The 24,753-nt window shown below is 49.1% G+C and carries 21 protein-coding genes and 1 pseudogene; 13 read left to right on the forward strand and 9 right to left on the reverse strand.

Going from position 1 to position 24,753, the window contains the following annotated elements; genetic code table 11:
- Positions 1 to 60 precede the first annotated feature (60 nt).
- Positions 61 to 279 carry a translation initiation factor IF-1 gene (infA, locus tag AYY16_RS07765; protein WP_006813614.1) on the forward strand — a complete coding sequence of 73 codons (219 nt, stop codon included), beginning with the start codon at positions 61 to 63 and terminating at the stop codon, positions 277 to 279.
- A gap of 97 nt (positions 280 to 376) precedes the next feature.
- Here infA and clpA read toward each other — a convergent pair whose 3' ends face one another.
- Positions 377 to 2,662, reverse strand: coding sequence for an ATP-dependent Clp protease ATP-binding subunit ClpA (gene clpA, locus AYY16_RS07770; protein WP_067364943.1), 2,286 nt, complete (start codon positions 2,660 to 2,662; stop codon positions 377 to 379).
- Positions 2,663 to 2,695: 33 nt separating this feature from the next.
- A complete protein-coding gene (clpS, locus tag AYY16_RS07775; RefSeq protein ID WP_067364181.1) occupies positions 2,696 to 3,016 on the reverse strand; it encodes an ATP-dependent Clp protease adapter ClpS in 321 nt (106 codons plus the stop codon).
- A 215-nt stretch (positions 3,017 to 3,231) separates the two neighbouring features.
- Between clpS and cspD the strand changes: the two genes are divergently transcribed.
- On the forward strand, positions 3,232 to 3,459 hold the full coding sequence (gene cspD, locus AYY16_RS07780) for a cold shock domain-containing protein CspD (RefSeq protein ID WP_067364951.1): 228 nt from the start codon (positions 3,232 to 3,234) through the stop codon (positions 3,457 to 3,459).
- A gap of 341 nt (positions 3,460 to 3,800) precedes the next feature.
- Here cspD and macB read toward each other — a convergent pair.
- From macB to AYY16_RS07795, 3 genes and pseudogenes are all read right to left on the reverse strand, one after another.
- Positions 3,801 to 5,748, reverse strand: a pseudogene (gene macB, locus AYY16_RS07785) (macrolide ABC transporter ATP-binding protein/permease MacB).
- A 3-nt stretch (positions 5,749 to 5,751) separates the two neighbouring features.
- Positions 5,752 to 6,861, reverse strand: coding sequence for a macrolide transporter subunit MacA (gene macA, locus AYY16_RS07790; protein ID WP_067364184.1), 1,110 nt, complete (start codon positions 6,859 to 6,861; stop codon positions 5,752 to 5,754).
- A gap of 14 nt (positions 6,862 to 6,875) precedes the next feature.
- Positions 6,876 to 8,561 carry an ATP-dependent nuclease gene (locus tag AYY16_RS07795; protein WP_067364186.1) on the reverse strand — a complete coding sequence of 562 codons (1,686 nt, stop codon included), beginning with the start codon at positions 8,559 to 8,561 and terminating at the stop codon, positions 6,876 to 6,878.
- Positions 8,562 to 8,754: 193 nt separating this feature from the next.
- Here AYY16_RS07795 and AYY16_RS07800 point away from each other — a divergent pair, with 193 nt between their 5' ends.
- The 6 genes from AYY16_RS07800 (at position 8,755) to artM (ending at position 14,164) form a co-directional block, all read left to right on the forward strand.
- Positions 8,755 to 9,654, forward strand: a complete 900-nt coding sequence (locus AYY16_RS07800) for a LysO family transporter (RefSeq protein ID WP_067364188.1) — start codon at positions 8,755 to 8,757, stop codon at positions 9,652 to 9,654.
- A 48-nt stretch (positions 9,655 to 9,702) separates the two neighbouring features.
- On the forward strand, positions 9,703 to 11,151 hold the full coding sequence (locus AYY16_RS07805; protein WP_067364193.1) for a DUF2867 domain-containing protein: 1,449 nt from the start codon (positions 9,703 to 9,705) through the stop codon (positions 11,149 to 11,151).
- 118 nt (positions 11,152 to 11,269) lie between these two features.
- Positions 11,270 to 11,998, forward strand: a complete 729-nt coding sequence (gene artP / locus AYY16_RS07810; protein ID WP_067364196.1) for an arginine ABC transporter ATP-binding protein ArtP — start codon at positions 11,270 to 11,272, stop codon at positions 11,996 to 11,998.
- Between the two features lie 39 nt (positions 11,999 to 12,037).
- Positions 12,038 to 12,772: an arginine ABC transporter substrate-binding protein gene (artJ, locus tag AYY16_RS07815; RefSeq protein ID WP_067364197.1), complete on the forward strand. Its 735-nt coding sequence runs from the start codon at positions 12,038 to 12,040 to the stop codon at positions 12,770 to 12,772.
- A 16-nt stretch (positions 12,773 to 12,788) separates the two neighbouring features.
- Complete coding sequence (artQ, locus tag AYY16_RS07820) at positions 12,789 to 13,493, forward strand: arginine ABC transporter permease ArtQ (RefSeq protein WP_067364201.1); 705 nt, start codon at positions 12,789 to 12,791, stop codon at positions 13,491 to 13,493.
- Between the two features lie 2 nt (positions 13,494 to 13,495).
- Positions 13,496 to 14,164, forward strand: a complete 669-nt coding sequence (gene artM, locus AYY16_RS07825) for an arginine ABC transporter permease ArtM (protein ID WP_067364954.1) — start codon at positions 13,496 to 13,498, stop codon at positions 14,162 to 14,164.
- Between the two features lie 74 nt (positions 14,165 to 14,238).
- Here artM and rlmC read toward each other — a convergent pair whose 3' ends face one another.
- The 3 genes from rlmC to AYY16_RS07840 form a co-directional block, all read right to left on the reverse strand.
- Positions 14,239 to 15,363, reverse strand: coding sequence for a 23S rRNA (uracil(747)-C(5))-methyltransferase RlmC (rlmC, locus tag AYY16_RS07830; protein WP_067364204.1), 1,125 nt, complete (start codon positions 15,361 to 15,363; stop codon positions 14,239 to 14,241).
- Between the two features lie 36 nt (positions 15,364 to 15,399).
- On the reverse strand, positions 15,400 to 15,912 hold the full coding sequence (locus tag AYY16_RS07835) for a type III secretion system chaperone family protein (protein WP_067364207.1): 513 nt from the start codon (positions 15,910 to 15,912) through the stop codon (positions 15,400 to 15,402).
- A 127-nt stretch (positions 15,913 to 16,039) separates the two neighbouring features.
- Complete coding sequence (locus AYY16_RS07840) at positions 16,040 to 16,333, reverse strand: DUF1418 family protein (protein WP_067364210.1); 294 nt, start codon at positions 16,331 to 16,333, stop codon at positions 16,040 to 16,042.
- A 232-nt stretch (positions 16,334 to 16,565) separates the two neighbouring features.
- Between AYY16_RS07840 and AYY16_RS07845 the strand changes: the two genes are divergently transcribed.
- From AYY16_RS07845 to AYY16_RS07870, 5 genes are all read left to right on the forward strand, one after another.
- The gene (locus tag AYY16_RS07845; protein WP_067364212.1) at positions 16,566 to 16,829 is read left to right on the forward strand and encodes a GrxA family glutaredoxin; all 264 of its coding nucleotides are present in this window, start codon (positions 16,566 to 16,568) and stop codon (positions 16,827 to 16,829) included.
- Between the two features lie 410 nt (positions 16,830 to 17,239).
- Positions 17,240 to 17,848, forward strand: a complete 609-nt coding sequence (ybjG, locus tag AYY16_RS07850; protein ID WP_067364957.1) for an undecaprenyl-diphosphate phosphatase — start codon at positions 17,240 to 17,242, stop codon at positions 17,846 to 17,848.
- 1,034 nt (positions 17,849 to 18,882) lie between these two features.
- Positions 18,883 to 20,202, forward strand: coding sequence for an HAAAP family serine/threonine permease (locus tag AYY16_RS07860; RefSeq protein ID WP_067364960.1), 1,320 nt, complete (start codon positions 18,883 to 18,885; stop codon positions 20,200 to 20,202).
- A gap of 1,087 nt (positions 20,203 to 21,289) precedes the next feature.
- Positions 21,290 to 22,609, forward strand: a complete 1,320-nt coding sequence (locus tag AYY16_RS07865; RefSeq protein WP_067364218.1) for an HAAAP family serine/threonine permease — start codon at positions 21,290 to 21,292, stop codon at positions 22,607 to 22,609.
- Between the two features lie 144 nt (positions 22,610 to 22,753).
- Positions 22,754 to 24,118, forward strand: a complete 1,365-nt coding sequence (locus tag AYY16_RS07870) for an L-serine ammonia-lyase (RefSeq protein ID WP_067364221.1) — start codon at positions 22,754 to 22,756, stop codon at positions 24,116 to 24,118.
- Between the two features lie 93 nt (positions 24,119 to 24,211).
- Here AYY16_RS07870 and AYY16_RS07875 read toward each other — a convergent pair whose 3' ends face one another.
- Positions 24,212 to 24,733 (reverse strand): LemA family protein, encoded by a 522-nt coding sequence (locus tag AYY16_RS07875; protein ID WP_067364225.1) that lies wholly within the window; start codon positions 24,731 to 24,733, stop codon positions 24,212 to 24,214.
- Between the last annotated feature and the right edge of the window lie 20 nt (positions 24,734 to 24,753).

The following is a 24,753-nucleotide window of genomic DNA, read 5'->3' on the forward strand; positions in this document are numbered from 1 at the left end:
CCGGTTTTTCGGCATTATCTTGCCGTTTAGAAATACTGGTTATTAACATTAGAGGATTAGATGGCCAAAGAAGATAATATTGAAATGCAAGGCACCGTGTTAGATACACTGCCGAACACAATGTTCCGGGTGGAACTCGAAAACGGACACGTTGTAACTGCACATATCTCCGGGAAAATGCGTAAAAACTATATCCGCATCCTGACAGGCGACAAGGTTACAGTAGAACTGACCCCATATGACCTGACCAAAGGCCGTATCATCTTCCGTAGCCGCTAGTATCCCTGCAGACCACGCCTCATAAAAAGACACCACAGGCAACGCACTGAATTGTGCGCGTCCTGTGGTGATCATTTTTATTGCTGCTGTCCGTCTGTCAGGCTACCGGATCGCCGGAACGTTCTTTCTGTGCACTGAAGCGGTATGTCAGATCGTCTTTCTTCGTATCCAGATCGATAATCACTGACCCGCCGCTGACCAGCTCACCAAACAAGAGTTCGTTCGCCAGCGGCTTTTTCAGTTTATCCTGAATCAGACGCGCCATCGGACGTGCGCCCATAGCAGGATCATACCCTTTATCTGCAAGCCAGCTACGTGCGCGGGCTGAGACTTCAATCGAAACGCCTTTCGCATCCAGCTGTGCCTGCAACTCAACAATAAACTTATCCACCACCTGAGCAATCACCGGCTTGGACAGCGCGTTAAACCAGATAATGCCGTCAAGACGGTTACGGAACTCCGGTGTGAATACCCGTTTAATTTCCGCCATTGCGTCAGTGCTGTTGTCCTGCTCGGTAAACCCGATGGATTTACGCTGGGTTTCACGCACACCGGCGTTGGTGGTCATTACGAGGATGACATTGCGGAAATCTGCTTTGCGCCCGTTGTTGTCGGTCAGTGTCCCGTTGTCCATCACCTGCAATAACAGGTTAAAGACATCCGGGTGCGCTTTTTCGATTTCATCAAGCAACACGACTGAATGCGGATGTTTGATAACCGAGTCAGTCAGCAACCCGCCCTGATCAAAACCAACATAGCCCGGAGGCGCACCAATCAGACGACTGACAGTGTGACGCTCCATATATTCGGACATATCAAAGCGCAGCAGCTTAACGCCCATGGCTTTTGATAACTGAACCGTCACTTCGGTTTTACCGACACCTGTCGGCCCCGCCAGCAAAAATGCCCCGATAGGTTTCTGTTCACTGCCCAGACCCGCCCGGCTCATTTTGATGGACTCCGCAAGTGCATCAACAGCTTCATCCTGCCCGAAGACCAGCATTTTCAGGCGGCTGTCGAGCTGGCGCAGAAGATCTTTATCACTGCTGGAAACGGTTTTTTCCGGAATACGGGCAATACGCGCCACAATCGCTTCAATTTCACCGACACCGATGGTTTTCTTGCGACGGCTTTGCGGCATCAGGCGTGTACGGGCACCCGCCTCATCAATTACATCAATGGCTTTGTCCGGAAGATGACGGTCAGTGATATATTTCACCGACAGATCAACTGCCGCCTGAACCGCTTTCGCCGTGTAACGGACATCATGGTGCTCTTCGTATTTCGATTTCAGCCCGTTGATAATCCGCACGGTTTCATCCGCAGTCGGTTCCTGTATATCGATTTTCTGGAAACGACGGGTCAGCGCTTTATCTTTATCAAAGATATTGCTGAATTCCTGATAGGTCGTGGAGCCTATTACTCTGATTTTCCCGCCGGATAACAACGGTTTGATCAGATTTGCGGCATCCACCTGCCCGCCGGACGCGGCACCCGCGCCGATGATGGTGTGAATTTCATCGATAAACAGGATGCTTTTGTCATTCTTTTCCAGCTCTTTAAGCAGGGCTTTAAACCGCTTTTCAAAATCACCACGGTATTTGGTGCCCGCCAGCAGTGAGCCGATATCCAGCGAGTAAATGGTATAACCGCTGATAACCTCCGGCACATCATTTTGCTCAATACGCCACGCCAGACCTTCCGCAATGGCTGTTTTACCGACCCCGGATTCCCCGACAAACAGCGGGTTATTTTTACGGCGGCGGCACAATACCTGAATAGTGCGCTCCAGTTCAGCCTGACGGCCAATCAGCGGGTCAATCTGTCCTTTGCGCGCAAGCTCATTAAGATTGGCAGTGAAATTATCCAGATTATCCTCACCGCCACTGCTCTCTTCGCTCTGAGATTGTGCAGAGCCGTCAAATGACGGTCCGGGCTCGTTATCTTCTTCACCTTTGGCGGTGCCGTGGGAAATGAAATTCACAATGTCCAGACGGCTTACATCATGTTTTCTCAGCAGATAGGCGCCCTGGGACTCCTGTTCACTGAATATCGCGACCAGAACATTGGCGCCATTAACTTCATTGCGCCCGGATGACTGAACATGAAAAACAGCCCGCTGCAAAACACGCTGAAAACTCAGCGTCGGCTGGGTTTCGCGCTCATCCCCTTCCGGCAGCAGCGGCGTGGTTTGTTCAATGAAATGCTCAAGTTCCTGGCGCAGGACGGCCAGGTTCACGCGGCAGGCTTCCAGTGCCTCGCGGGCTGATTTGTTACCTAATAATGCCAGCAGCAGGTGCTCTACGGTCATAAATTCATGCCGGGCGTCCCTTGCTTTGGCAAAGGCGATATTCAGACTAAGCTCTAATTCTTGATTGAGCATAAGCACCTCCATTTTGAGAAATAAATTGTGTCTTTACACCTTCTCTGACGTACACAATAACGGATGATCGTTATCTTTCGCATAGGTATTAACAAGCAATGCTTTCATCTCTGCTATTTCCGCAGTGAATACCCCGCAAATCCCTTTTCCCTGATAATGGATGTCCAGCATGATCTGCGTGGCGCGGTCTACATTATAAGAGAAGAATTTTTGCAAAACTTCAACCACAAAGTCCATAGGGGTATAGTCATCATTATTTAACACCACCTGATACATCGCCGGTGGCTGTACCTTTTGCAGCTCTTTCTCCCTGAGCGTGACATCCGTTTGTGATTCTGATTGATAGTGACTCATTGTTATTCCAGTTATAAAAACGTACGCCTATTGCGCATATTGATACCGCCGCTAACAAAGACTTGACGTTACCGTTAAATTCAATAGAGTATAAATAATGTACAATATTATTAGTGAATCCACTTACCATTAATACCGCATCAATGGGTATTATGGATCATATTGTGCATTGTGCAGCATTTTTCAATCGTTTGACAGATGAGGGTTATAACAGTATGGAAACGGGTACTGTTAAGTGGTTCAACAACGCCAAGGGTTTCGGGTTTGTCTGTCCCTCAGGGGGCGGTGATGATATTTTTGTTCACTACTCGACAATACAGATGGATGGCTACCGCACGCTGAAGGCCGGTCAGAAAGTGAATTATGACACCACACCGGGACCGAAAGGTCTTCACGTCAGTGTGATTACCCCGGTTGCTGAAGATGATGATACTTCTGCGTAACAGCACAGACGATCTATACCCAACGTCATTCAGGATGCAGGCAGGCGGCAAGGGAAGATAGACGGGGGCATACATCAGTATGTGACCCGGCTAGCTGAGTGCAGCCAACGAACCTGCAGTTTGAATAAGCAAGGGTATATACCCAACGTCATTCAAGATGCAGGCAGGCGGCAAGGGAAGATAGACGGGGAGCATACATCAGTATGTGACCCGGCTGTCTGAGCGCAGCCAACGAACCTGCAGTTTGAATGAATAAGGGTATATTTGAATGTGCCGGAACGCCGCGCTCATGTCAATCGTCATTGCGCGACGTATTCTGTGGTTTTTCTGATACTGCGCAGCTATTCGCGCGCCAGTGCGTCTATCGGGTCCAGTTTTGCCGCATTTCGTGCCGGTAAAAAGCCAAACACGATGCCGATGGCGGTAGAGCACAGCACGGCACTGATAATCGCCAGCGGACGGAAGACAAATTCCCAGTCCGGCAGTGCCACTTTGGCGGCAAACGCAATGGAGTAAGATAATCCCAGCCCGATTGCCCCGCCCATCAGGCAGACCAATACCGCCTCAATCAGAAACTGCTGCATAACATCACCCGCCCGCGCACCAACTGCCATGCGTATCCCGATTTCACGCGTGCGCTCCGTGACACTGACCAGCATAATATTCATCACACCTATCCCGCCGACAACCAGCGAAATCACCGCTACCAGCGTCAGAAAGAGCTGCATGGTGGTCGTGGTTTTATCCACGGTTTTCACAATGCTGTCCAGATTATAGGTAAAGGTATCCTGTTTACCGTGACGCAGTGTCATCAGGCGGACCAGTTGCTCTTCCGCATTTTTGGTGTTGTAGCCGTCGCGGATACGCACTGAGATCATATCAAGATAACTGCGCTGCATCAGGCGGCTGGTCAGCGTGGTGTACGGCATCCAGACCTGTAAGGTTTTGGAGTTACCAAACATGGACTTACGATCAGCCACGACCCCGACAATGGTTGCGGGCATATTCCCCGCAAGCAGCGTTTCACCAATCACATTTTTCTGATGCGGAAACAGTTTGCGTTTGGTATTCATATCAATGATAACCACCTGCGAGCGGCGCTCATACATATCAGGTGAAAATGCGCGACCTTCACCAAAGCGCATATCATAAACAGTAAAAAAGTCAGGTCCGATCCCCGTCACCCTTGCGGCAGAATCCAGATTCCCCCGGCGCAGGCGCGCACCATTCTCAATTTCTGCTGATGCAGCATAGACATAGGGCTGGCGGCGGATAACATCCACATCTGCGGCTTTGAGGGATTGCTGATCCTGACCCGGATCACTGCCGAAATCTTTCCCGGGATAGACAAAAATGGTATTGGTTCCGATGGATTTGATGTCTGACAGCACCAGCGCTTTGGCAGCATCACCAATCACCAGGATTGTTACAACCGAAGCTATGCCGATAATAATACCCAGCATGGTAAGCAATGTGCGCATTTTGTTCACAACCATCGCCCGCCACGCCATCAGCAACGCTTCATTAAAGCGCCCGAAGAACCGGCTGACCGCACTGCTTTTGTGCGGTGGTTTTGCATTCAGGTTTTTTGCGGCGGGATTTATTACTGATCCGCTGTCGCTGAGAATATGTCCGTCTTTAATCTCAATAATTCTTGCCGCCTGTGCGGCTATCAGCGGGTCGTGGGTGACAATAATGACCGTATGCCCCCGGTCACAGAGCTGGCGCAGAATAGCCATCACTTCTTTGCCCGACTGGCTGTCGAGTGCGCCGGTGGGTTCATCGGCGAGGATAACCTCCCCGCCGTTCATCAGCGCACGGGCAATACTGACGCGCTGCTGCTGTCCGCCTGATTAGCTGTCCGGGACGATAAATCAGCCGGTCACCCAACCCGAGTCTCTGTAACAGCTCTGCGGCACGCGTGCGCCGCTCACGGGCACTCAGCCCGGCATACACGGCCGGCATTTCCACATTTTGCTCAGCACTGAGGTGAGATAACAGGTGATAGCGCTGGAAGATAAAGCCGAAATGCTCACGGCGCAGTGCCGCCAGTTCATCCCCGCTCAGTTCGGCGGTATTTTTTCCCGCAACATAATACTGCCCGTCACTCGGCGTATCCAGGCAGCCGAGAATATTCATCAGCGTGGATTTACCCGAGCCGGACTGCCCGATAATCGCCACCATTTCACCGGTGTTGATCGTCAGGGAAACATCATCCAGTACCGTGACACTGCTGTCACCGGACGGATAACGGCGGAAAATATTCCGCAGTTCTAATAGCGTACTCATGAATTATTCCGACCCGCCGTCATCAATACCGGTGATAACCTGATCCTGCTCTGTCAGCCCTTTAGTTACCTCCGCTTCCACATCATTACGGGCGCCGAGTGTCACCTGACGGGTTTGTGGCTGACCATCAACCAGCACTTCAACCTCATACTCTGTCGCGGAGATATCTTTGCCGAGTGCCGCCAGCGGGATTTTCAGTACATTTTCACGGTTTTCCAGCGCGATAGTAACTTGTGCGGTCATGTCCAGCTTCAGAATATGCTGCGGATTAGGAACTTCAAAGCGGGCATAATAAAAAATAGCGTCATTGATTTTCTGTGGTTTAGGCAGGATATCGGTAATGGTGCCGCTGAACGATTTATCCGGCGCACCCAGCACGCTGAACGTGGCTTTTTGCCCGGTTTTCAGATACACCACATCCGCTTCAGAGACTTCTGCATTTACCAGCATGGTATCGAGGTTTGCCAGTGATAAAATAGTCGGCGCTTCCTGCATCGCGATCACCGTCTGCCCCTGAAGGGTTTTCAGCTCAGTAACCACGCCGTCCATTGGCGCACGGATATTGGTATACTGCAAATCATTACGCGCGGTATTCAGTGTTGCCTGATTGCGGGCGACCTGCGCTTTATAAGTGTCGATTGCAGCGTACTGAACATCCATATTGCGCCTGGCTTCATCCACATCCTGCTTTGAAATAACCTGTGTTTTTGCCAGTGCCAGACGCCGGTTATAGGTTGCCTGTGCAAAAGCATATTCCGCTTTTGCCTGTCTCAGTTGTGCATTGACTTCATTGACCGTCTGCTCCGCCTCAATCACCACGTTCTGTGCTTTGACGGGATCAATTACCGCCAGCAATTCACCTTTCTTAACAACATCCCCCTCTTTCACATTGAGGGTCTGCAACTGTCCGTTGACCTGCGCACCGACATCCACCTTCTGCAATGCATCCAGCTTGCCGGTTGCCATAACTTTTTTTTCTAACGTGCCGCGCTGCACCTGAGTGGTCATGTATCTGACCGGCGCATCTTCACGGGTAAAAAACCAGAAACCGCCGGCGATCACAAGGATCAGAAAACCGGCGGTCATTATTCTTTTTTTTGACACTATACGCATTTAACCTTTTATCCTTAGTTAGCACGCCCCCGGGCAAGCCATGCCACACGGGAAAACATCTGACGTAACAGCAGAGGGATTGATTCCACTCCCCGCCCGGCGGCATTATTTGCCACCGCAATTGCAAGATCCGGTTTAGAGGCGCGATGAATCGCTTTAATGATTACCCGCCGCACCGGCATTCTGACATCTTCCGGAACGCCCGCAACCTGATGATACAAGCCGCTGAACCCGTTACGATATAAGAAATGTTCCATATCCGGTGCAGGCAGGCGGGTAAGCCTGTCCTGCTCCACATCATTAAGTTCGGATGAAAAATGCGTGGCTGTCGCCGCGTATTTCTTTCCGGCCTCGTCACCGTCTACCAGCGTGTGCCATTCTATACCCATTTTGTTGGCAAACTTTAACAAAGGTTTAAGACCGCACTGGGCAAACTCAACGACTTTTATCCCTTCGGTCTCAAAATAGTAATGACACTGCCTTGCCAGGTCGTTCATCAGCCAGATTTCGGTTTCTCCTTCCACCAGCAGCCAGCAGCGGGCAAACAGGGCAGACGGGCGGTTTATCCGGATGTGAAAAGAGATCCGCCGCAGCTCTTCAGGTGAGAGATGATTCTCTCCCAGCCGATAAGCCGCAACGCGGTTGGACTGGCGCACCAGGCGGCAGATATCGTGGATAGGTACCAGTGACAACAGCTCGCCGGAGTTGGTTGTGGTTATCCTTTGCAATGAAAACAGGCTGAGCAGCCCCCATGCCACAGAGAGCATGATCGGGTGCAGCCGGGTTTCAGGGTCTTCCACAATAATAATCGGTCTTGCATACGGGTCGAGTTTCAGCCCGCTGTTAGATTGTAATAAGGCGGAAAACATCGCAAGAATAATCAGTCGCACACTGCGCTGGTTAGGTCCGGCAACAACCCGGTTGATCCCCTCCAGCGCCTGCCAGGCCCGCTGGCGCGGTTCAATATTCATCCGCTTCGCTTTGCGGCGATCCAGCAGGTATTCCCCTTCTTCGGCAAAATAGTGGCTGAGCAATTGTTTCATTGCATCCAGCCCGTCCTGCAAATCATCATCCGATAATGCATGCGGGTTATTGACCAGCGCTTGTGTCAGCTCCGCCATCTGAGAATTAAAGGCCTCAGCTCTGTCCTGAGTATCGCATTCACCTTCCGCGCAGACAGGTACATTGCCTGTATTGCGTTTATGCATAAAGCGGGCGTCACGCAGGCGCAGCACCGGATAGAGCCGGATAATTTCGCGGATAAACGTATCCGCATCACCGAGCGGCAAAGATTCGCCCTGCTCATCAAGGAAAGTCCGCTGGCTGCTGACCGTATTGTCATCCGCTAAATCAGCACTGACGCGGTAATTTATCCGCTGGTATTCATCGCCGTTAGAGCACCACAGCGGTGCCAAATCACGGAAGCGCCGGGAGCGGGAACGACCGGGACGGTTTTCACGGAAAATCAGGATTATCTGAAGATGGCGCACCGGCCCGTCTTCGCTGTCCGGCGAATGATAAAAATCCCCCGGTATAAATTGTGCGGCGGGTGCCTGCGGGGAGAGTGTCAGTGTCAGCGCATCCAGCAGACTGGATTTACCCCATGCATTTTCACCAATCAGCACCGTGTTATTCGTCAGTGACAGTGACAGGCGGTTAATACCGCGAAAACCCAGAATTTCCACTCTTTCCAGAATCATTTCCCTTCTCCGTTTGTCTGATGCCGCCTGTATACCCTGATGAAACACGACTAATGCGATATCATCAATGTAATAAAAAATTGGTTTTGACTTATACTAAACATGAAAACAGGGGGGTACATAGCAATTATGGTGATAATAACGCTATAATCGCCCGATTTTTAAGCAATATTTTTCAACGGAAGTGACACACATGTATTCTGGGTTATTAATTATTCTTGCTCCTCTTATCATCGGCTATCTTATTCCGGTCAGTAATCAGCCACTTAAAAAACTGATTAACCGCGGGCTGAGCGCAATGGTGTATGTGATTTTATTTCTGATGGGCATCAGTCTTGCGCTGGTTGAAAACCTGGGCTCAAACTTGCTGGTGATCGTACAATATACCGCTGTTTTTACTGTGTTTGTCCTGGGATTTAACCTCGCCGGTTTATTTTTATACGGCAAGCAATATCCCTGGCAGGTGCCGGTACACAAGCAACAAAAGCCCCCTTCCCGCCTGCACATGGTGCTGGAATCTCTGCAATTGTGCTGTGTGTTACTGGTTGGCTTTGCGGTAGGGTTATTCGGCTGGTCATTTCTCTCTTTTGCCGGTCAGGCCAGTGAATATGCGCTGATTTTCCTGCTGTTTCTGGTCGGGATCCAGCTTCGTAACAGCGGTATGACATTAAAGCAGATCCTGATAAACCGCCGCGGTATGCTGGTATCCCTGATAGTTGCAGCGACATCTCTGGCGGGCGGCGCACTGGCGGCTCTGCTTATTGGTCTGCCGCTGAAAACAGGCATGGCACTCGCATCCGGCTTCGGCTGGTATTCGCTCTCAGGTATTTTACTGACCGATGCCTTTGGTCCGGTGCTCGGCAGTGTCGGCTTTTTTAACGACCTCGCGCGGGAAATTGCGGCGATTATGCTTATCCCGCTGCTGATTAACCGCCACCGTGCCGCCGCACTCGGGCTTGGCGGAGCAACAACCATGGACTTTACACTGCCGGTGTTACAACGCAGCGGCGGGGTGTCGATAGTCCCGGCTGCCATTGTTCACGGGTTTGTACTCAGTCTGTTTGCACCGGTGCTTATCGCACTATTTACCTGATTACCTGAAATTTACCTGAAACTGTTTATCCGAAAAAAGAGAGCCTGCATGTCACAACAACGTATTTTAGTGCTCGGTGCCAGTGGTTATGTCGGGCAACATCTTGTCCCGCAACTGATTGCCGCCGGACATCAGATAACCGCTGCGGCACGCCGTGTTGAGTGGATGCAGGCGCAGGGCTGGAAAAACACCCGCTGCTGTTATGCCGACCTGTATGATAAATCCACTCTGGAGCCGCTTTTTCAGGATATCGATGTGGTTTACTACCTCGTCCACAGTATGACGGACGAGGAAAATCTGCTGGAGCGCGAGCGGCTGGCGGCACAGAATGTGCAGGACATACTGAACAATTCATCTGTGCGCGAAGTGATTTTTCTGAGCGCCATGCAGCACGGACATACAGACTCACCGCATCTTGCCGCCCGCAAACTGACCGGGGAAATTCTCGCGGACAGCCGGGTGCCGGTCACGGAGATCCGCGCCGCTATTATTGTCGGACCGGGCTCCGCCGCATTCGAAATCATGCGCGATATGGTATATAACCTGCCGGTTCTGACCCCGCCGCGCTGGGCGCGATCCAAATCCTCCCCGATTGCACTGGAAAACCTGCTGGCGTATCTGACCGGTTTGCTGGCGCATCCTGCCACTGATAACCGCCGCTTTGATGCCACTGGTCCGGAATTCCTCAGTTATCTGGAGATGTTCCGCCATTTTATTGCCGTCAGCGGCAAACGCCGGCTGATGATCCCGCTGCCTATTCCGCTGCGTCTTATTTCTGTCCATTTTCTGCGCCTGATAACCACGGTTCCGGAAGGAATAGCCAAAGAACTGATCATGGGGCTGAAATATGATTTACCCGGTGACGGACGCCCGCTGGAAGCACTTATCCCGCAGACACTGCTCAGTTTTGATGATGCGGTGCGCAAAACCCTGAAAGATGAAGCCGATGCCGTGGATAACGAGGACTGGGGATATGACCCGGATGCCCGCGCCCGCTGGCGTCCGGGGTTTGGTTTTTATCCCAAACAGGCGGGGTTTACCCTGAATACATCTGCATCCGCAGAGGCGCTGTGGCATGTTATTCAGCAGATCGGCGGCAAAGACGGCTATTTTTACGCCAATGTTTTATGGTCAGTCCGCGCCAGACTCGATGATTTATGCGCCAATAAAGTCACTTACGGACGCCCGGATCGCGATACCCTGGAATTAGGGGATAAAATCGACGGCTGGAAAGTGATCACACTGAAACCCGGCAAGCAGCTCTCTTTACTGTTCGGCATGAAAGCCCCGGGGCTGGGACGCCTGACCTTTACTATCCGCGACCACGGACATCAGCGCGAACTGGATGTGCGCGCCTGGTGGCATCCTGCCGGGTTCAGCGGGCTGCTGTATTGGTTTGCCATGATGCCCGCGCATTTATTCATCTTTAAAGGAATGGCGAAATCTGTCATTAAACGCGCGCAGGAGTATGCTCAGTCACACTCTGCGGAGAAATAAACCATTGCAATAAGTACATTCACTGTCTTTTTAGTAATTTTTTATGCATAAATAATTGCATATTTATTCTTATGGCGTTAGTATCGTCTCATCATCACTGAGTATGCAGATTTATAGCATGAGTATTCAATTAAAAAACATAAATTGCTTTTACGGACAGCATCAGGCGCTGTTTGACATCAACCTGGAATGCCAACAGGGCGAAACCATGGTACTGCTCGGGCCGAGCGGTGCAGGGAAAAGTTCCCTGCTGCGGGCACTGAACCTGCTGGAAATGCCGCGTTCCGGTCAGCTGACTATTGCAGATCATCATTTTGATTTTGCCAAAGCACCGGCGGCAAAAGAGATCCGCGCTCTGCGCCAGAATGTCGGCATGGTCTTTCAGCAATATAATCTGTGGCCACACCTGAGCGTCATGGATAACCTGACAGAAGCACCAATCAGGGTTCTGGGTCTGACAAAAGAAGCAGCACTCGCGAAAGCAGAAAAACTGCTCGCCCGTCTGCGTCTGACTGACTTTGCACTGCGTTTTCCGCTGCATTTATCCGGCGGACAACAGCAGCGTGTGGCGATTGCCCGCGCCCTGATGATGGAGCCTCAGGTTCTGCTGTTTGATGAACCGACAGCGGCACTGGACCCGGAAATCACCTCGCAGGTGGTAGACATTATTAAAGAGCTTTCACAGACCGGGATTACCCAGGTCATTGTTACACACGAAGTGGATATCGCCCGTAAAACCGCAAGCAAGGTGGTGTATATGGAAAACGGCCGCATCGTGGAGCAAGGCGGCGCACAGTGCTTCAGCGCACCGCAGACAGAGGCTTTTGCCGGCTATCTGTCACACTGATTTATTTTCTGCCACTGAATAATAAAATGGGATGTTGCTATGAAAAAACTGGTTATTGCTGCATTAATCGGCGCGTTTGCTTTTTCCGCTGCGGCGGCAGAAAAACAAAAAATCCGTTTCGCCACGGAAGCAAGCTATGCACCGTTTGAAACCGTAAATGAAAAAAATGAAATTGTCGGTTTTGATGTGGATCTGGCGCAGGCGATGTGTGCAAAAATCAATGCGGAATGCACATTCACCAACCAGGCATTTGACAGCCTGATCCCGAGCCTGAAATACAAGCGTTTTGATGCGCTGATGGCGGGTATTGATGTCACCCCTGAGCGTCAGAAACAGGTTGATTTCACCAATACTTACTATGATAACTCTGCGGTTTTCGTTGCAGTTGCAGGTAAATTTGATAGCATTGATGCCCTCAAAGGGAAACAGATTGGTATTCAGAACGGCACCACACATCAGAAATACCTGATGGAGCAGTTTAAGGACATGAAAATTGTACCTTATGACAGCTATCAGAATGCCGTACTGGATATGAAAAATGGCCGTATCGATGCCGTCTTCGGTGATACTGCTGTTATTAATGAATGGCTGAAAAGCAACGATAATCTGAAAACTGTGGGTGAGCGCGTCACTGATCCGGAATACTTCGGAACGGGTCTTGCCATTGCTGTCCGTAAAGGCAACAGTGAGCTGAAAGACAGCCTCAACAAGGCACTTGGCGAGGTTAAAGCGGACGGAACGTACGATACCCTCTACAAGAAATGGTTTGAGTAATTACATATAAGAACTAATGGCTGATTTTCTCTCTTTATCAAGTGCCGCCGGGATAACCGTCGGCCTTGCTGTTTCTGCGCTCATCCTGGGGCTTATCCTCGCTATGCTGTTTACGGCATGGGAAACTGCGCGCCTGAAACCACTCGCCTTCATTGGCACCTGTCTTGTCACCCTGATCCGTGGTCTTCCTGAACTGCTGGTTGTGCTGTTTGTGTACTACGGCACACTGGAAGTGATAATGCGCCTCGGTGATGGTATTGACCTCGGTTTATTCACTTTACAGACTGACATTGAAAATTTCGATTATGTGCCGCTGTTCAGCGGGGTAATCGCGCTCTCCCTGCTCTATGCCTCTTATGCCTCACAAACACTGCGCGGCGCACTGAAAGCAGTGCCGGACGGGCAGCGGGAAGCAGGACAGGCTCTGGGGCTGAGCCGCCCAGCTATCTTTTTCCGCTTTATTATGCCGCAGATGTGGCGTCATGCGCTGCCGGGGCTGGGAAATCAGTGGCTGGTGCTGCTCAAAGATACCGCGCTGGTGTCACTCATCAGTGTCAATGACCTGATGCTCCAGACAAAAAGTATTGCCACCCGCACCCAGGAGCCCTTTACCTGGTATTGCATCGTGGCGCTGATTTACCTTGCCATTACGCTGGTAAGCCAGTTTATCCTCAAACGCATTGAGCTCCATACCACGCGTTTTGAACGGAGCGCCATGTAATGTTGATGGATTATATTCTCGATATCCTGCCCGGTCTGCCGGTCAGTCTGTCACTGACCTTTGCGGCACTGTTGGTGGCATTTATGCTGTCGGTGCTGTTTACCCTGGTGCTGTCTCTTAAACCTAAGATACTGACGCCAATAGTTAAAATTTATATCACCCTGTTTACCGGTACGCCGCTGCTGGTGCAGTTCTTCCTGATCTATTACGGACCGGGACAGTTTCCGGCGCTGAAAGCCTGGCCGCTGCTGTGGGAACTGATGTCCTCACCGTGGCTGTGTGCGCTGATAACCCTGGCGCTGAACAGTGCGGCATACTCAACATTATTGTTCCATGGTGCGGTAAGAGCGATTCCGCAGGGACAGTGGCAGTCCTGTCAGTCGCTGGGGATGTCACGCGGACAGACCATGCGGATTATCCTGCCTTATGCCTTTAAACGCGCGCTCTCTTCTTACTCAAATGAAGTGGTGCTGATTTTCAAAAGTACGTCACTCGCCAGTACGATCACACTGCTGGAAGTGATGGGCTACAGTCAGCGCCTGTTTGGTCAGAATTATGATGTGATGGTGTTTGTGGCGGCAGGGATTATTTATCTCGGGGTCAATGGCTGTCTGACACTCGCGATGCGCCTGATTGAGCACCGCGCGCTGGCATTTGAGCGGCGCAACTGATCTGCTGACCGTTGTTGTTAATCCAAAGAAATTACGCCCTGTAAACGGTGCCGCATTGCAAAATGCGGTGCCGTTTATTTTTTGGTCAGCAGAACCAAAACTTCATAGTGTGCGGTGTGCGGGAACATATCAAAAAGCTGTACACGTTCCGGCTGATAAAGCGGGAGATGCATCAGATCCTGCGCCAGGCTCTGTGCGTTACAACTGGAGTAGATAATAGTGTCCGGCGCCATGGTATTAAGATAATCACACAGCGCGTTGCCAATGCCCCGGCGCGGCGGATTAACCAATACCAGCTCCGGTACAGCAGATTTTCCGAGTGCAAATTGTGCGGAATCCAGCGCCTGAAACGTGACATTCTCCAGTCCCATTTTTTCAGCTGAACGCGTGGCACAGGCAATCGCCTCCGGGCTTATCTCAATACCGGTCAGTTGTGTGGTTTTATCCGCACAATGCAGTCCGAAACCACCTGCGCCGCAGAACAGATCCCATAAACGGGTGATCTTGCGCTCGCGTACCCATTGCCCTGCGGTGTGATACAAGTGTGCGGCAACCACCGGGTTGGTCTGAAAAAAACTGTGCGGGCGGATATAGAGCGGAATACCGTTAAAGATCTCTTCCAGCGCCTGTTCAGGCGTAAAAATAATCTCCTGCTCCCCTTCCAGAATCGCCATAGGTACCGGCTGAATATTGGCGGAAATTACCGTCAGCTGCGGGCACTGAGCCTGTAATTCAGGTAAAGCGGCCTGTAACTGAGCGACTTTTTTATCTGAGCGCAGCACAAAGCGCAGCATCATGTCACCGGTGGCACGGCTTTGTGTCAGCAGCAGAAACTTGAGTTCGCCCCGGCGGCGCGCCACATTGTAAGGCGTCAGCCCCGCGCGGGCGATAAAAGGCTTCAGTGCGGCGAAGACATCTGAAAAGTGCGGCGGGTAAAGCGGGCAGTCTGATAAATCCACCGGCTCATTATCGGTCACAATGCCGAATACCGGGCGCTCAACGCTGCCGCTGACCACCATTTTCGCTTTGTTCCGGAATTGGGTTTCTTCACTGCGGGCAGGTGTTAACCAGCTCTGCACCGCAAACGGTGACAACAGCGCGTGCAGATCCCGCTGTTTATCATCAAGTTGCTGGCTATATGATTTATCGAGCCACTGACAGGAGCGACAGCGGCCGGCTGAATATTGAGGGCAATGCATGGTGATTTCCCTGGACAGAAAATTCTGGGCTGGCAGTTAATGGATAACCGGAGAAGGCGCATCATCAGCGTGAAAACTCTCTTCACCTTCATCTTCTGATTCATCTCCGGGTTCAGGCTCCGTGTCATTCGGGTCAAACAGCATATTATTGCTGAATAACTCAAAAACAACCGCCCCGACCTGCTCTTCCATTTGCTGAAGATACAAAGAGAATTGCTCAAACGTCAGTCCCGCTGCCAGCGGCACTGAGTAACAGACGACCAGTTTCGGCATGGCAGAATCCTGGATATCCATAAATGTTTTCACCAGCAGGGAGCTGGCGTTGATCTGACTCAGGTTTGCCATCAGCGGGATAATCGCGGTCGGTCTGACCTCAGCAAGAGCCGAGAAAACCAGCGTGTCATCAAGAATGTCAATTTTCGCATCAAACACACCATCCACATTTTGCATGTGGGGTAAATGCAGCGCCTCACAGGAGTCGCATTCAAAGCAGGTGTGTTGTAGCTGATCCAGCCATTTACGTAATACAGGAAGATCGGGAATGATCATGAATCTGAAGCCTTTTAACCAAAAAAACGAACAGCACGGCGCGTATGATACTCCAACCCGCCGACCAATGAACGATCTTAGCTGAAAAATGAGAAGGGGAATAACATTTTATTGCCTTTTTTCATTTTTATCCTGCGGTTCTTTTTTTTTCTGTCTTTGTTTTACTGTCAATGCCAATCGCCGGAAGCGTACTTACTGCCCGCCAGACAATATTTACCGCCGCAGGGATAAGACACGCCAATCCGGTAAATGCTATCGCCATCAGTGCGTTTTTGCTGCGCAAAAATTCAGGCAGTGCAATATGGTCATTGACCGCCAGATACACCAGGATCAGTAAAATAACACCAATAACTTCGCAGATAATCACACCGCGCGGCATATCCCCGAGCGATCGCATCTGCCGTGGCTGTTTCTTTTCCATTTCACCCTCTGTCGTTATCTCATTATGCCTATACCCAACGTCATTCGAGATACAGGCTGGCTTCCCGTAGCCCAGACCCTGCAGTTTGAATGAATAAGGGTATAGCTGGTCCATTGATGCTGCCGACCGCACAAATCATCACAAGCTGCTTTCTTATCATTGATGATACAGGCATAATTTATCCCATTAAAGCACCGTTTCCGGTGATCACTAATGAATGAAGGAGCTTTTCATGTATACCGTTATTTTCGGCCGTCCGGGTTGTCCTTATTGCGTACGTGCGAAAGAGATCGCAGAAAAACTGAAAACTGAGCGCGAAGACTTTGATTATCGCTACATTGATATCCAGGCCGAAGGCATCAGCAAAGCGGATTTATCCAAAACCGTGGGTAAACCGGTGGAAACCGTTCCTCAGATCTTCATCGACGAGCAGCACATCGGCGGCTGTACGGAGTTCGAAGCTTACGCAAAAGCCAATCTCGGTCTGTTCAGCTAATTTTTCAGGCCGTTTCTCTCAGGGAAACGGCTTTTTTACTCTCCGCATCCTGTTGATTTATCATATCAAAAAAATATTTTCATTTTTTTTAATAATATTTCGAACTTTCCCTTCCCTGCGCAGTCTGAATTAGTGCCACTGCTTTTCTTTGAATATCCTCAAGATTGAGATAGCCCGATAGTCACCAATTTGGTTTTACTATCGGGTTTTTTATTGCCTGCAATTTGAATGACGTTGGGTATAACTCACCAGTGACTTGCTTCAGCTTTTGTCAGTTTTATGCAATTTTACGTAATAGCACGATTAACCAAGACATTTTTTTCTTTACCTTACTGTGTAAGATGGATAATCTGACGCGTCATTTTATGTCAGGCTGTATATTTTCACAGGTGAGTATTAAGGAATTTATTGTGCTGGAAAATCTGAATCATTCATTGTTTCTTCTGATCAATGCCACTCCGGAAACGCCGCATTCCGCGATAGTGCTTGCCACACTGGCAGCAAAGTATCTGGTATTGCTGTTTCCGCTGGTTGCCGCCGGGTTCTGGCTGCGCGGAGCGCCTGACAATATGCCGCGCCAGCGCCGCTTTGTATGTAAAAGTGCCGTAACCTTACTGATTGGCCTGACTCTGTCATGGATTATCGGCGCACTTTACCCGCACGCCCGTCCGTTTGCCGAACCTTTCGGCTACAGTTTCCTTGAACATGCGCCAACCGCATCGTTCCCGAGCAACCACGGCATTATTGTGTTTACCTTTGCGCTGGGCTGCCTGTTCTGGTGCAATCTCCGGCCAGGTCTTCTGCTGATGATCCCGGCGCTGATTGTTGCATGGTCGCGGGTTTTCCTCGGTGTTCACTGGCCGGTTGATATGCTGGGCGCACTGATTACTGTCCTTATCGCATGCGCACTGACTGAGCTTCTCTGGAGCCGGTTGGGTCAGCCACTGCAAAACCTGCTCCAGTCTCTTTACCGGCGCTGTTTTTCCCTGCCTATCCGCAAAGGTTGGGTTCAGGGATAACTAAACAAACGTAAAGCAGAGAATACCGGCCAATATGCCGGTATTTTTTTTTATCTGCATTTAATTATTTCCGGTACCGTTGATCTTTTTTAAGCCACATTGCTCACTGCTGACACTATTATTTTTATTCGCAGACTATTACTCTGCCATTTATTTAACATTTCTGTTCTGTCTGACACCAGTATCACTCAGGTTACTTAATTCGCGATTAAAATAATTATTTTAATCATCAGGGATACACAGTGTGGCCATTATATAACCCTCTGTTTCATACTACCGGAGCCCCTGCATACACCTTGTGTCACCACCAACTCAACGGAATAATAATTTTTAGTTTAAAAACAATGAATAACGCACAAAAACCCTATTGATATAATGGTTTTTATCCGGTGGCAATCCGGTTTATCTCTATTTTGTAATAATACGATATTGTTCAGCGCATATACTAATTAACATCTGAACAAATAAATTTGTTTAAATAAAAAACAGGAAAAAATGACATTATTGCAAAACATCTAATCCACTATGCTATTTCGGCATACTCCATTCCGCAAAAACGGATTAACAACCTTATTAAATGTTGCAACAACGCTCACTTTAATGTTATTTATAGCAATTGCGATGAAGATCACAGTGTTTTTCACTGAAAAACAGTACATTTTCACTACAAAAAGACAAGCGCCAAACTCAGATTCTTTTAAATATGAATTAATGCAGAGACCTTATTTGTCCATTGCAGATATCAGGTCGCTGCTGTTTATATCCTTATTCATTCAAACTGCAGGTGCGTTGGCTGCATTCAGCCAGCCGGGTCACATAGTTTATCTATGCTCCCCGTCTATCTTCCCTTGCCGCCTTCCTGCAACTTGAATGACGTTGGGTATATTATTTTTACCGGTAAGCAATTACAGGTAACTTTCCCGTTTTACTTATTTTTATCCGGTTGCGTACATAGACCCTGCCTCAGAGACACATTTCGTGCACAGGTAACCGTGCAATTTTTAGTTGTTATTGTTGTAAATTTGGAGACATCTATGGAAACAACTCAACCGCAGGTCGTGGTCAGCAAGACTGACACCAACAATGATTACCGCAAATGGCGTAAATCCGATACCGTCTGGATGCTCGGATTGTACGGTACAGCCATTGGTGCCGGTATACTGTTTCTGCCGATTAACGCCGGTATCGGCGGGCTGCTCCCGCTTATCATTATGGCCGTGCTGGCCTTCCCGATGACCTTTTTCGCGCACCGCGGCATGTGCCGCTTTATATTATCCGGTAAAAATCCGGGTGAAGATATTACCGAAGTGGTTGAAGAGCATTTCGGCGCCAGAGCAGGGAACCTTATCACCCTGCTCTATTTCTTTGCTATTTATCCAATCCTGCTGGTTTACAGTGTGGCTATCACCAATACGGTGGAAAGCTTTATTGTCAACCAGATGCATATGACAGCACCACCGCGCATTATTCTGTCACTGGTACTGATTATCGGGATTATGTGTATTATCCGCTTCGGTGAAGCCGCGATTATCAAAGCAATGAGCGTGCTGGTATTCCCGTTTGTGGCCGTTCTGATGGTATTGGCGCTCTATCTGATCCCGCACTGGAATACGGCGATATTTGATACGCTCTCTTTCAGCAGTCACACTGCCGGTGAGACCGGCCGTGGTCTGATGGTGACGCTGTGGCTGGCGATTCCGGTGATGGTATTCTCGTTCAACCATTCTCCGGTTATTTCTGCATTCAGTGTCGCAAAACGTCGGGAATATGGCGAAAATGCGGAGAAAAAATGCTCCCGCATTCTGGCATGCGCCCACATTATGATGGTACTGACAGTGATGTTCTTTGTGTTCAGCTGTGTACTGAGCCTGTCCCCCCTCAATTTACAGGAAGCGAAAGATCAGAATATATCCATTCTGTCTTACCTGGCGAACTACTTCCAAAACCCGATGATTGCGTATATCGCGCCGTTAGTCGCGTTTATTGCTATCACCAACGCATTCCTGGGACACTACATGGGTGCCCGTGAAGGCTTTAACGGTTTGGTTAACAAAGCATTACGCGCCAGAGGTAAAAGCATTGCACCATCTAAACTGAATAAGCTGACTGCACTGTTTATGCTGGTAACCTCATGGATTGTTGCCACACTGGACCCGAGCATTCTGGGAATGATTGAAACCCTGGGCGGTCCGGTTATTGCTATGTTGCTGTTTATTATGCCGATGTATGCTATCCGCAAAGTCCCTGCAATGCGTAAATATTCCGGTCACCTGAGTAATGTGTTTGTGGTTGTGATGGGTCTTATTGCTATTTCAGCTGTGTTCTACAATCTGTATCAGCTGTTTCTGGGTTAATAAATACATGACTGCTGCCCTCTCCGGCAGGTTCCCGCACGGTCGGTCCGGAACCGGACTTTATCAGGGATGCTGAAGAGCGCGAACACCTTTTGCCGGCAAACCAACGCCATGAAGGATGAATCAAAAAATACCGGCCGGTGCGCCGGTATTTTTTTGGACGGAGGTTTTAATATATACCCAACCGACGTTTTATTTTCCTGCCGTTTTACACCGAAAATGCCGCTGATTTCGTCAACAGAATATAATGCTGGTACTTATTTAACATTTCAGCTTTGCACCGCACCAATATCACTCACGCCACTTAATTCGCGACAGAAATAATTATTTTAACCATCGGGTTATTATGCGAAAATCCGGCGGTAAATTTATAGTGGACCGGCAGAATCATTCACTCAGAAACGGACACAGAATGACACCGTTGCCTTGGGTTATTTTTCGATAAAAAACAATGAATTATTGATATAAACCCTACTATTAATCAGGTTTTTATACTGTAAAAACAGTACTGTTTGCTATTCAGAAACAGAGTCTGAATTTATTTTTTATATATTTATTAATATATGAATAAATTAATTTGATTAAATAAAAAACAGAGGGAACTATCATTATCTGCCATTTTTTTTCGCCTGCATGCCTTTTTGATATGTTCCATTCCGCAAATGCGGATTAACAATTTTATCAAATTTTGCAACAGGTGCCGTTTCACTTGGATTTATAGCATTTGAGACTATGATCACGGTGTTTTCGACTGAAAAAAGGTACATTTTCGCTATCAGAAAGAGAGTTATCAATTTCTGGTTATTGTTAAATACGACATTAAAGCGGAGACCCTTTTTATCAATTTAAGATATCAGGTCACTGCTGTTTATTTATTATTTTTTGCCGGTAAGCAATTACAGGCATATTTTTGCTTCACTATTTTTATACTCTGAATAATTCGGGATGCATGCAGTCAACACACAGGCATCCTGAAATATGACGATTATATCTGGTTACGTACATAGACCCTATTTCAGAGACGCATTACTGCACAGTTTATCGTGCAAAATTTTAGTTGTTATTGTTGTAAATTTTGGAGACTTCTATGGATACAACACAACCGCAGGTTGTGGTCAGCAAGGCTGACACCAGCAATGATTACCGTAAATGGCGCAAATCCGATACTGTCTGGATGCTCGGACTGTACGGAACCGCTATCGGCGCAGGCGTCCTTTTCCTGCCTATTAATGCCGGTATCGGCGGGCTTATTCCGCTGATTATCATGGCAATTCTGGCCTTCCCGATGACGTTTTTCGCACACCGCGGCATGTGCCGTTTTGTGTTATCCGGTAAAAATCCGGGCGAAGATATCACGCAAGTCGTTGAAGAACATTTCGGCTCACGTGCCGGTGGTCTGATAACCCTGCTCTATTTTTTCGCGATTTACCCGATTCTGCTGGTGTACGCTGTGGCTATCACCAACACCGTCGACAGCTTTATCGTCAACCAGATGCACATGACGGCACCGCCGCGTATTATTTTGTCACTGATACTGATTATCGGGATTATGTGTATTGTCCGCTTCGGTGAAGCCGCTATCGTCAAAGCGATGAGTGTGCTGGTATTCCCGTTTGTGGCGGTTCTGATGGTACTGGCGCTGTATTTGGTGCCACACTGGAGCACCGATGTATTCAAAACACTCACATTTGACAGCAATACCGTCAGTGTGACCGGTCATGGTCTGATGGTGACATTGTGGCTGGCGATTCCGGTCATGGTGTTCTCTTTCAACCACTCACCGATCATCTCTGCGTTTGCGGTCGCAAAACGTGAAGAATATGGTGAGAATGCAGAGAAAAAATGCTCACGCATCCTCGCGTATGCTCACATCATGATGGTGCTGACCGTCATGTTCTTTGTGTTCAGCTGCGTACTGAGCCTGTCACCACAGAACTTGCAGGAAGCAAAAGATCAGAATATTTCCATTCTGTCTTATCTGGCTAACCACTTCCAAAACCCGATGATTGCGTATATCGCGCCATTCATCGCATTTATTGCTATCACCAAATCATTCCTGGGTCACTACCTGGGTGCGCGTGAAGGCTTTAATGGTCTGGTTAATAAAGCATTACGTACCAAAGGCAAAAGCATTGCACCGTCTAAACTGAATAAACTGACGGCACTGTTTATGTTAATCACCACCTGGATTGTCGCGACGTTAGATCCGAGCATCCTGGGTATGATTGAAACAATGGGCGGTCCGGTTATTGCTATGTTGCTGTTTATTATGCCGATGTATGCCATCAGCAAAGTACCCGCAATGCGTAAATACTCCGGTCACCTGAGTAATGTGTTTGTAGTCGGGATGGGTCTTATTGCCATTTCAGCTGTGTTCTACAATTTGTATCAGATTATTTTCGTATAACAGTTCGTATAACAGCAGTATTGCTGTTGCTCTCTCCGGCGGGCAACAGCAAACAAAAATAATTAGCCGGAACTGAAAGGTAACGGCTTCGTGAATCTTCACGACACTATTCATTTACGCCTTAACAAATAGGGGGCGAGCAATATGGTCAGTGTATTTGACATCTTCAAAATTGGTATTGGTCCATCAAGTTCTCACACTGTCGGTCCGATGAAAGCAGGTAAACAATTCGCTGATGATCTTATCGCAGCCGGATTGCTGGAAAAAACAACCCGTGTTCAGGTTGATGTATACGGCTCTTTGTCTCTGACCGGGAAAGGTCACGCGACAGATATTGCTATCATCATGGGACTCGCGGGGAACCTGCCGGATGCGGTTGATATTGACGCGATACCGGGCTTTATCAGGGATGTTGAAGAACGTGAACGCCTTTTGCTGGCAAACCTGCGCCACGAAGTGGATTTCCCGCGTGATAACGGGATGAACTTCCACAAAGAAAACCTGCCGCTGCATGAAAACGGCATGTCAATCAGTGCATTTAACGGCGATGAGTTACTGTGTAAGAAAACCTATTACTCTGTCGGCGGTGGTTTTATCGTCGATGAAGAACATTTCGGACAATCAGCGGACAACGCCACGCCGGTGCCTTATCCGTATAAATTCGCTGCCGATTTACAAAAGCATTGCAATGAAACAGGGCTTTCTCTCTCAGCTCTGGTGATGAAAAATGAAATGGCTCTGCACACTAAAGAAGAATTATCCGCTCACCTCCTGGCTGTCTGGGATGTGATGAAAGCCGGTATCGAGCGCGGTGTAACCACTGAAGGGTTATTACCGGGTCCGTTGCGTGTACCGCGTCGTGCAGCTGCACTGCGTCGTCAGTTAGTTACCAGTGATAACACCACCACCGATCCGATGCAGGTTATTGACTGGATCAATATGTACGCGCTGGCTGTAAACGAAGAAAATGCCGCCGGCGGACGTGTGGTTACCGCACCAACAAACGGCGCATGCGGGATAATCCCTGCCGTGCTGTCATACTATGATAAATTTATCCGTCCGGTGAATGAAAACGCGTATACCCGTTATTTCCTGGTATCCAGCGTGATTGGTTCACTGTATAAGATGAACGCTTCTATTTCCGGTGCGGAAGTCGGTTGTCAGGGCGAAGTGGGTGTTGCCTGTTCAATGGCGGCAGCAGGTCTGACTGAGCTGCTGGGCGGCAGTCCGATGCAGGTCTTTATTGCGGCTGAAATTGCGATGGAGCACAACCTCGGCCTGACGTGTGACCCGGTTGCAGGACAGGTTCAGGTTCCGTGTATTGAGCGTAATGCTATCGCCGCAGTACAATCCGTCAATGCCGCCCGTATGGCGCTGCGCCGTACCAGTGAGCCGCGCGTCTGCCTCGATAAAGTAATCGAAACCATGTATGAAACCGGTAAAGATATGAATGCCAAATACCGCGAAACCTCTCAGGGCGGTCTGGCAATTAAAGTACAGTGTGACTGATTAGCACATTAATCTTCTCAGACAACTGAAAAAAGCCCTGCAACTATCTATGTTGCGGGGCTTTTTAATTTCAGGACTGTTTCCGGCGGTGGTTCAGGAGAGCTCCAGCCATACTTTGGGACCAAAACCAAACAAGTGTGCTATCAGCACATCGGGGTAACGCTGAACTGACTGATTATAGTGAATAACTGCGTCATTGAATGCATCCACTCCCGGGCGCAATGCATCATCAATATCACAAATAACCAGCTGAAGCCGGACAAACTGCGGATCGGCAATCAGTGCTGGATGTGTCTGCACCAGCGTCATAATATGATAAAAGGTATTATTGATGTCATTAGCGGCACGGACACTGTCATTGAGTGTCGCGGCTTGTGCATAGCGTGAATACACATCCTGCCATGTGATAAACAGTATGCCGTCCTGAATACCGTTTTTTTCTGTGATAGCCACCAGTTGTGCAATTTTATCTGCCCGCTGACGCAACTTACCGTCTATCTCTGCATACGACTCACTGAGTGGCTCCTGAAGACGGTTAATCCTGCACCAGACCCGGCGACACCATAACAGCACGCCCGCAGCAATAACCAGCGCAATAATAAATACAATCCCCATTCCCGTAATCCTTTATTAAC

This window comes from Morganella psychrotolerans, assembly GCF_001676155.1.
Taxonomy (GTDB): Bacteria; Pseudomonadota; Gammaproteobacteria; order Enterobacterales; family Enterobacteriaceae; genus Morganella; species Morganella psychrotolerans.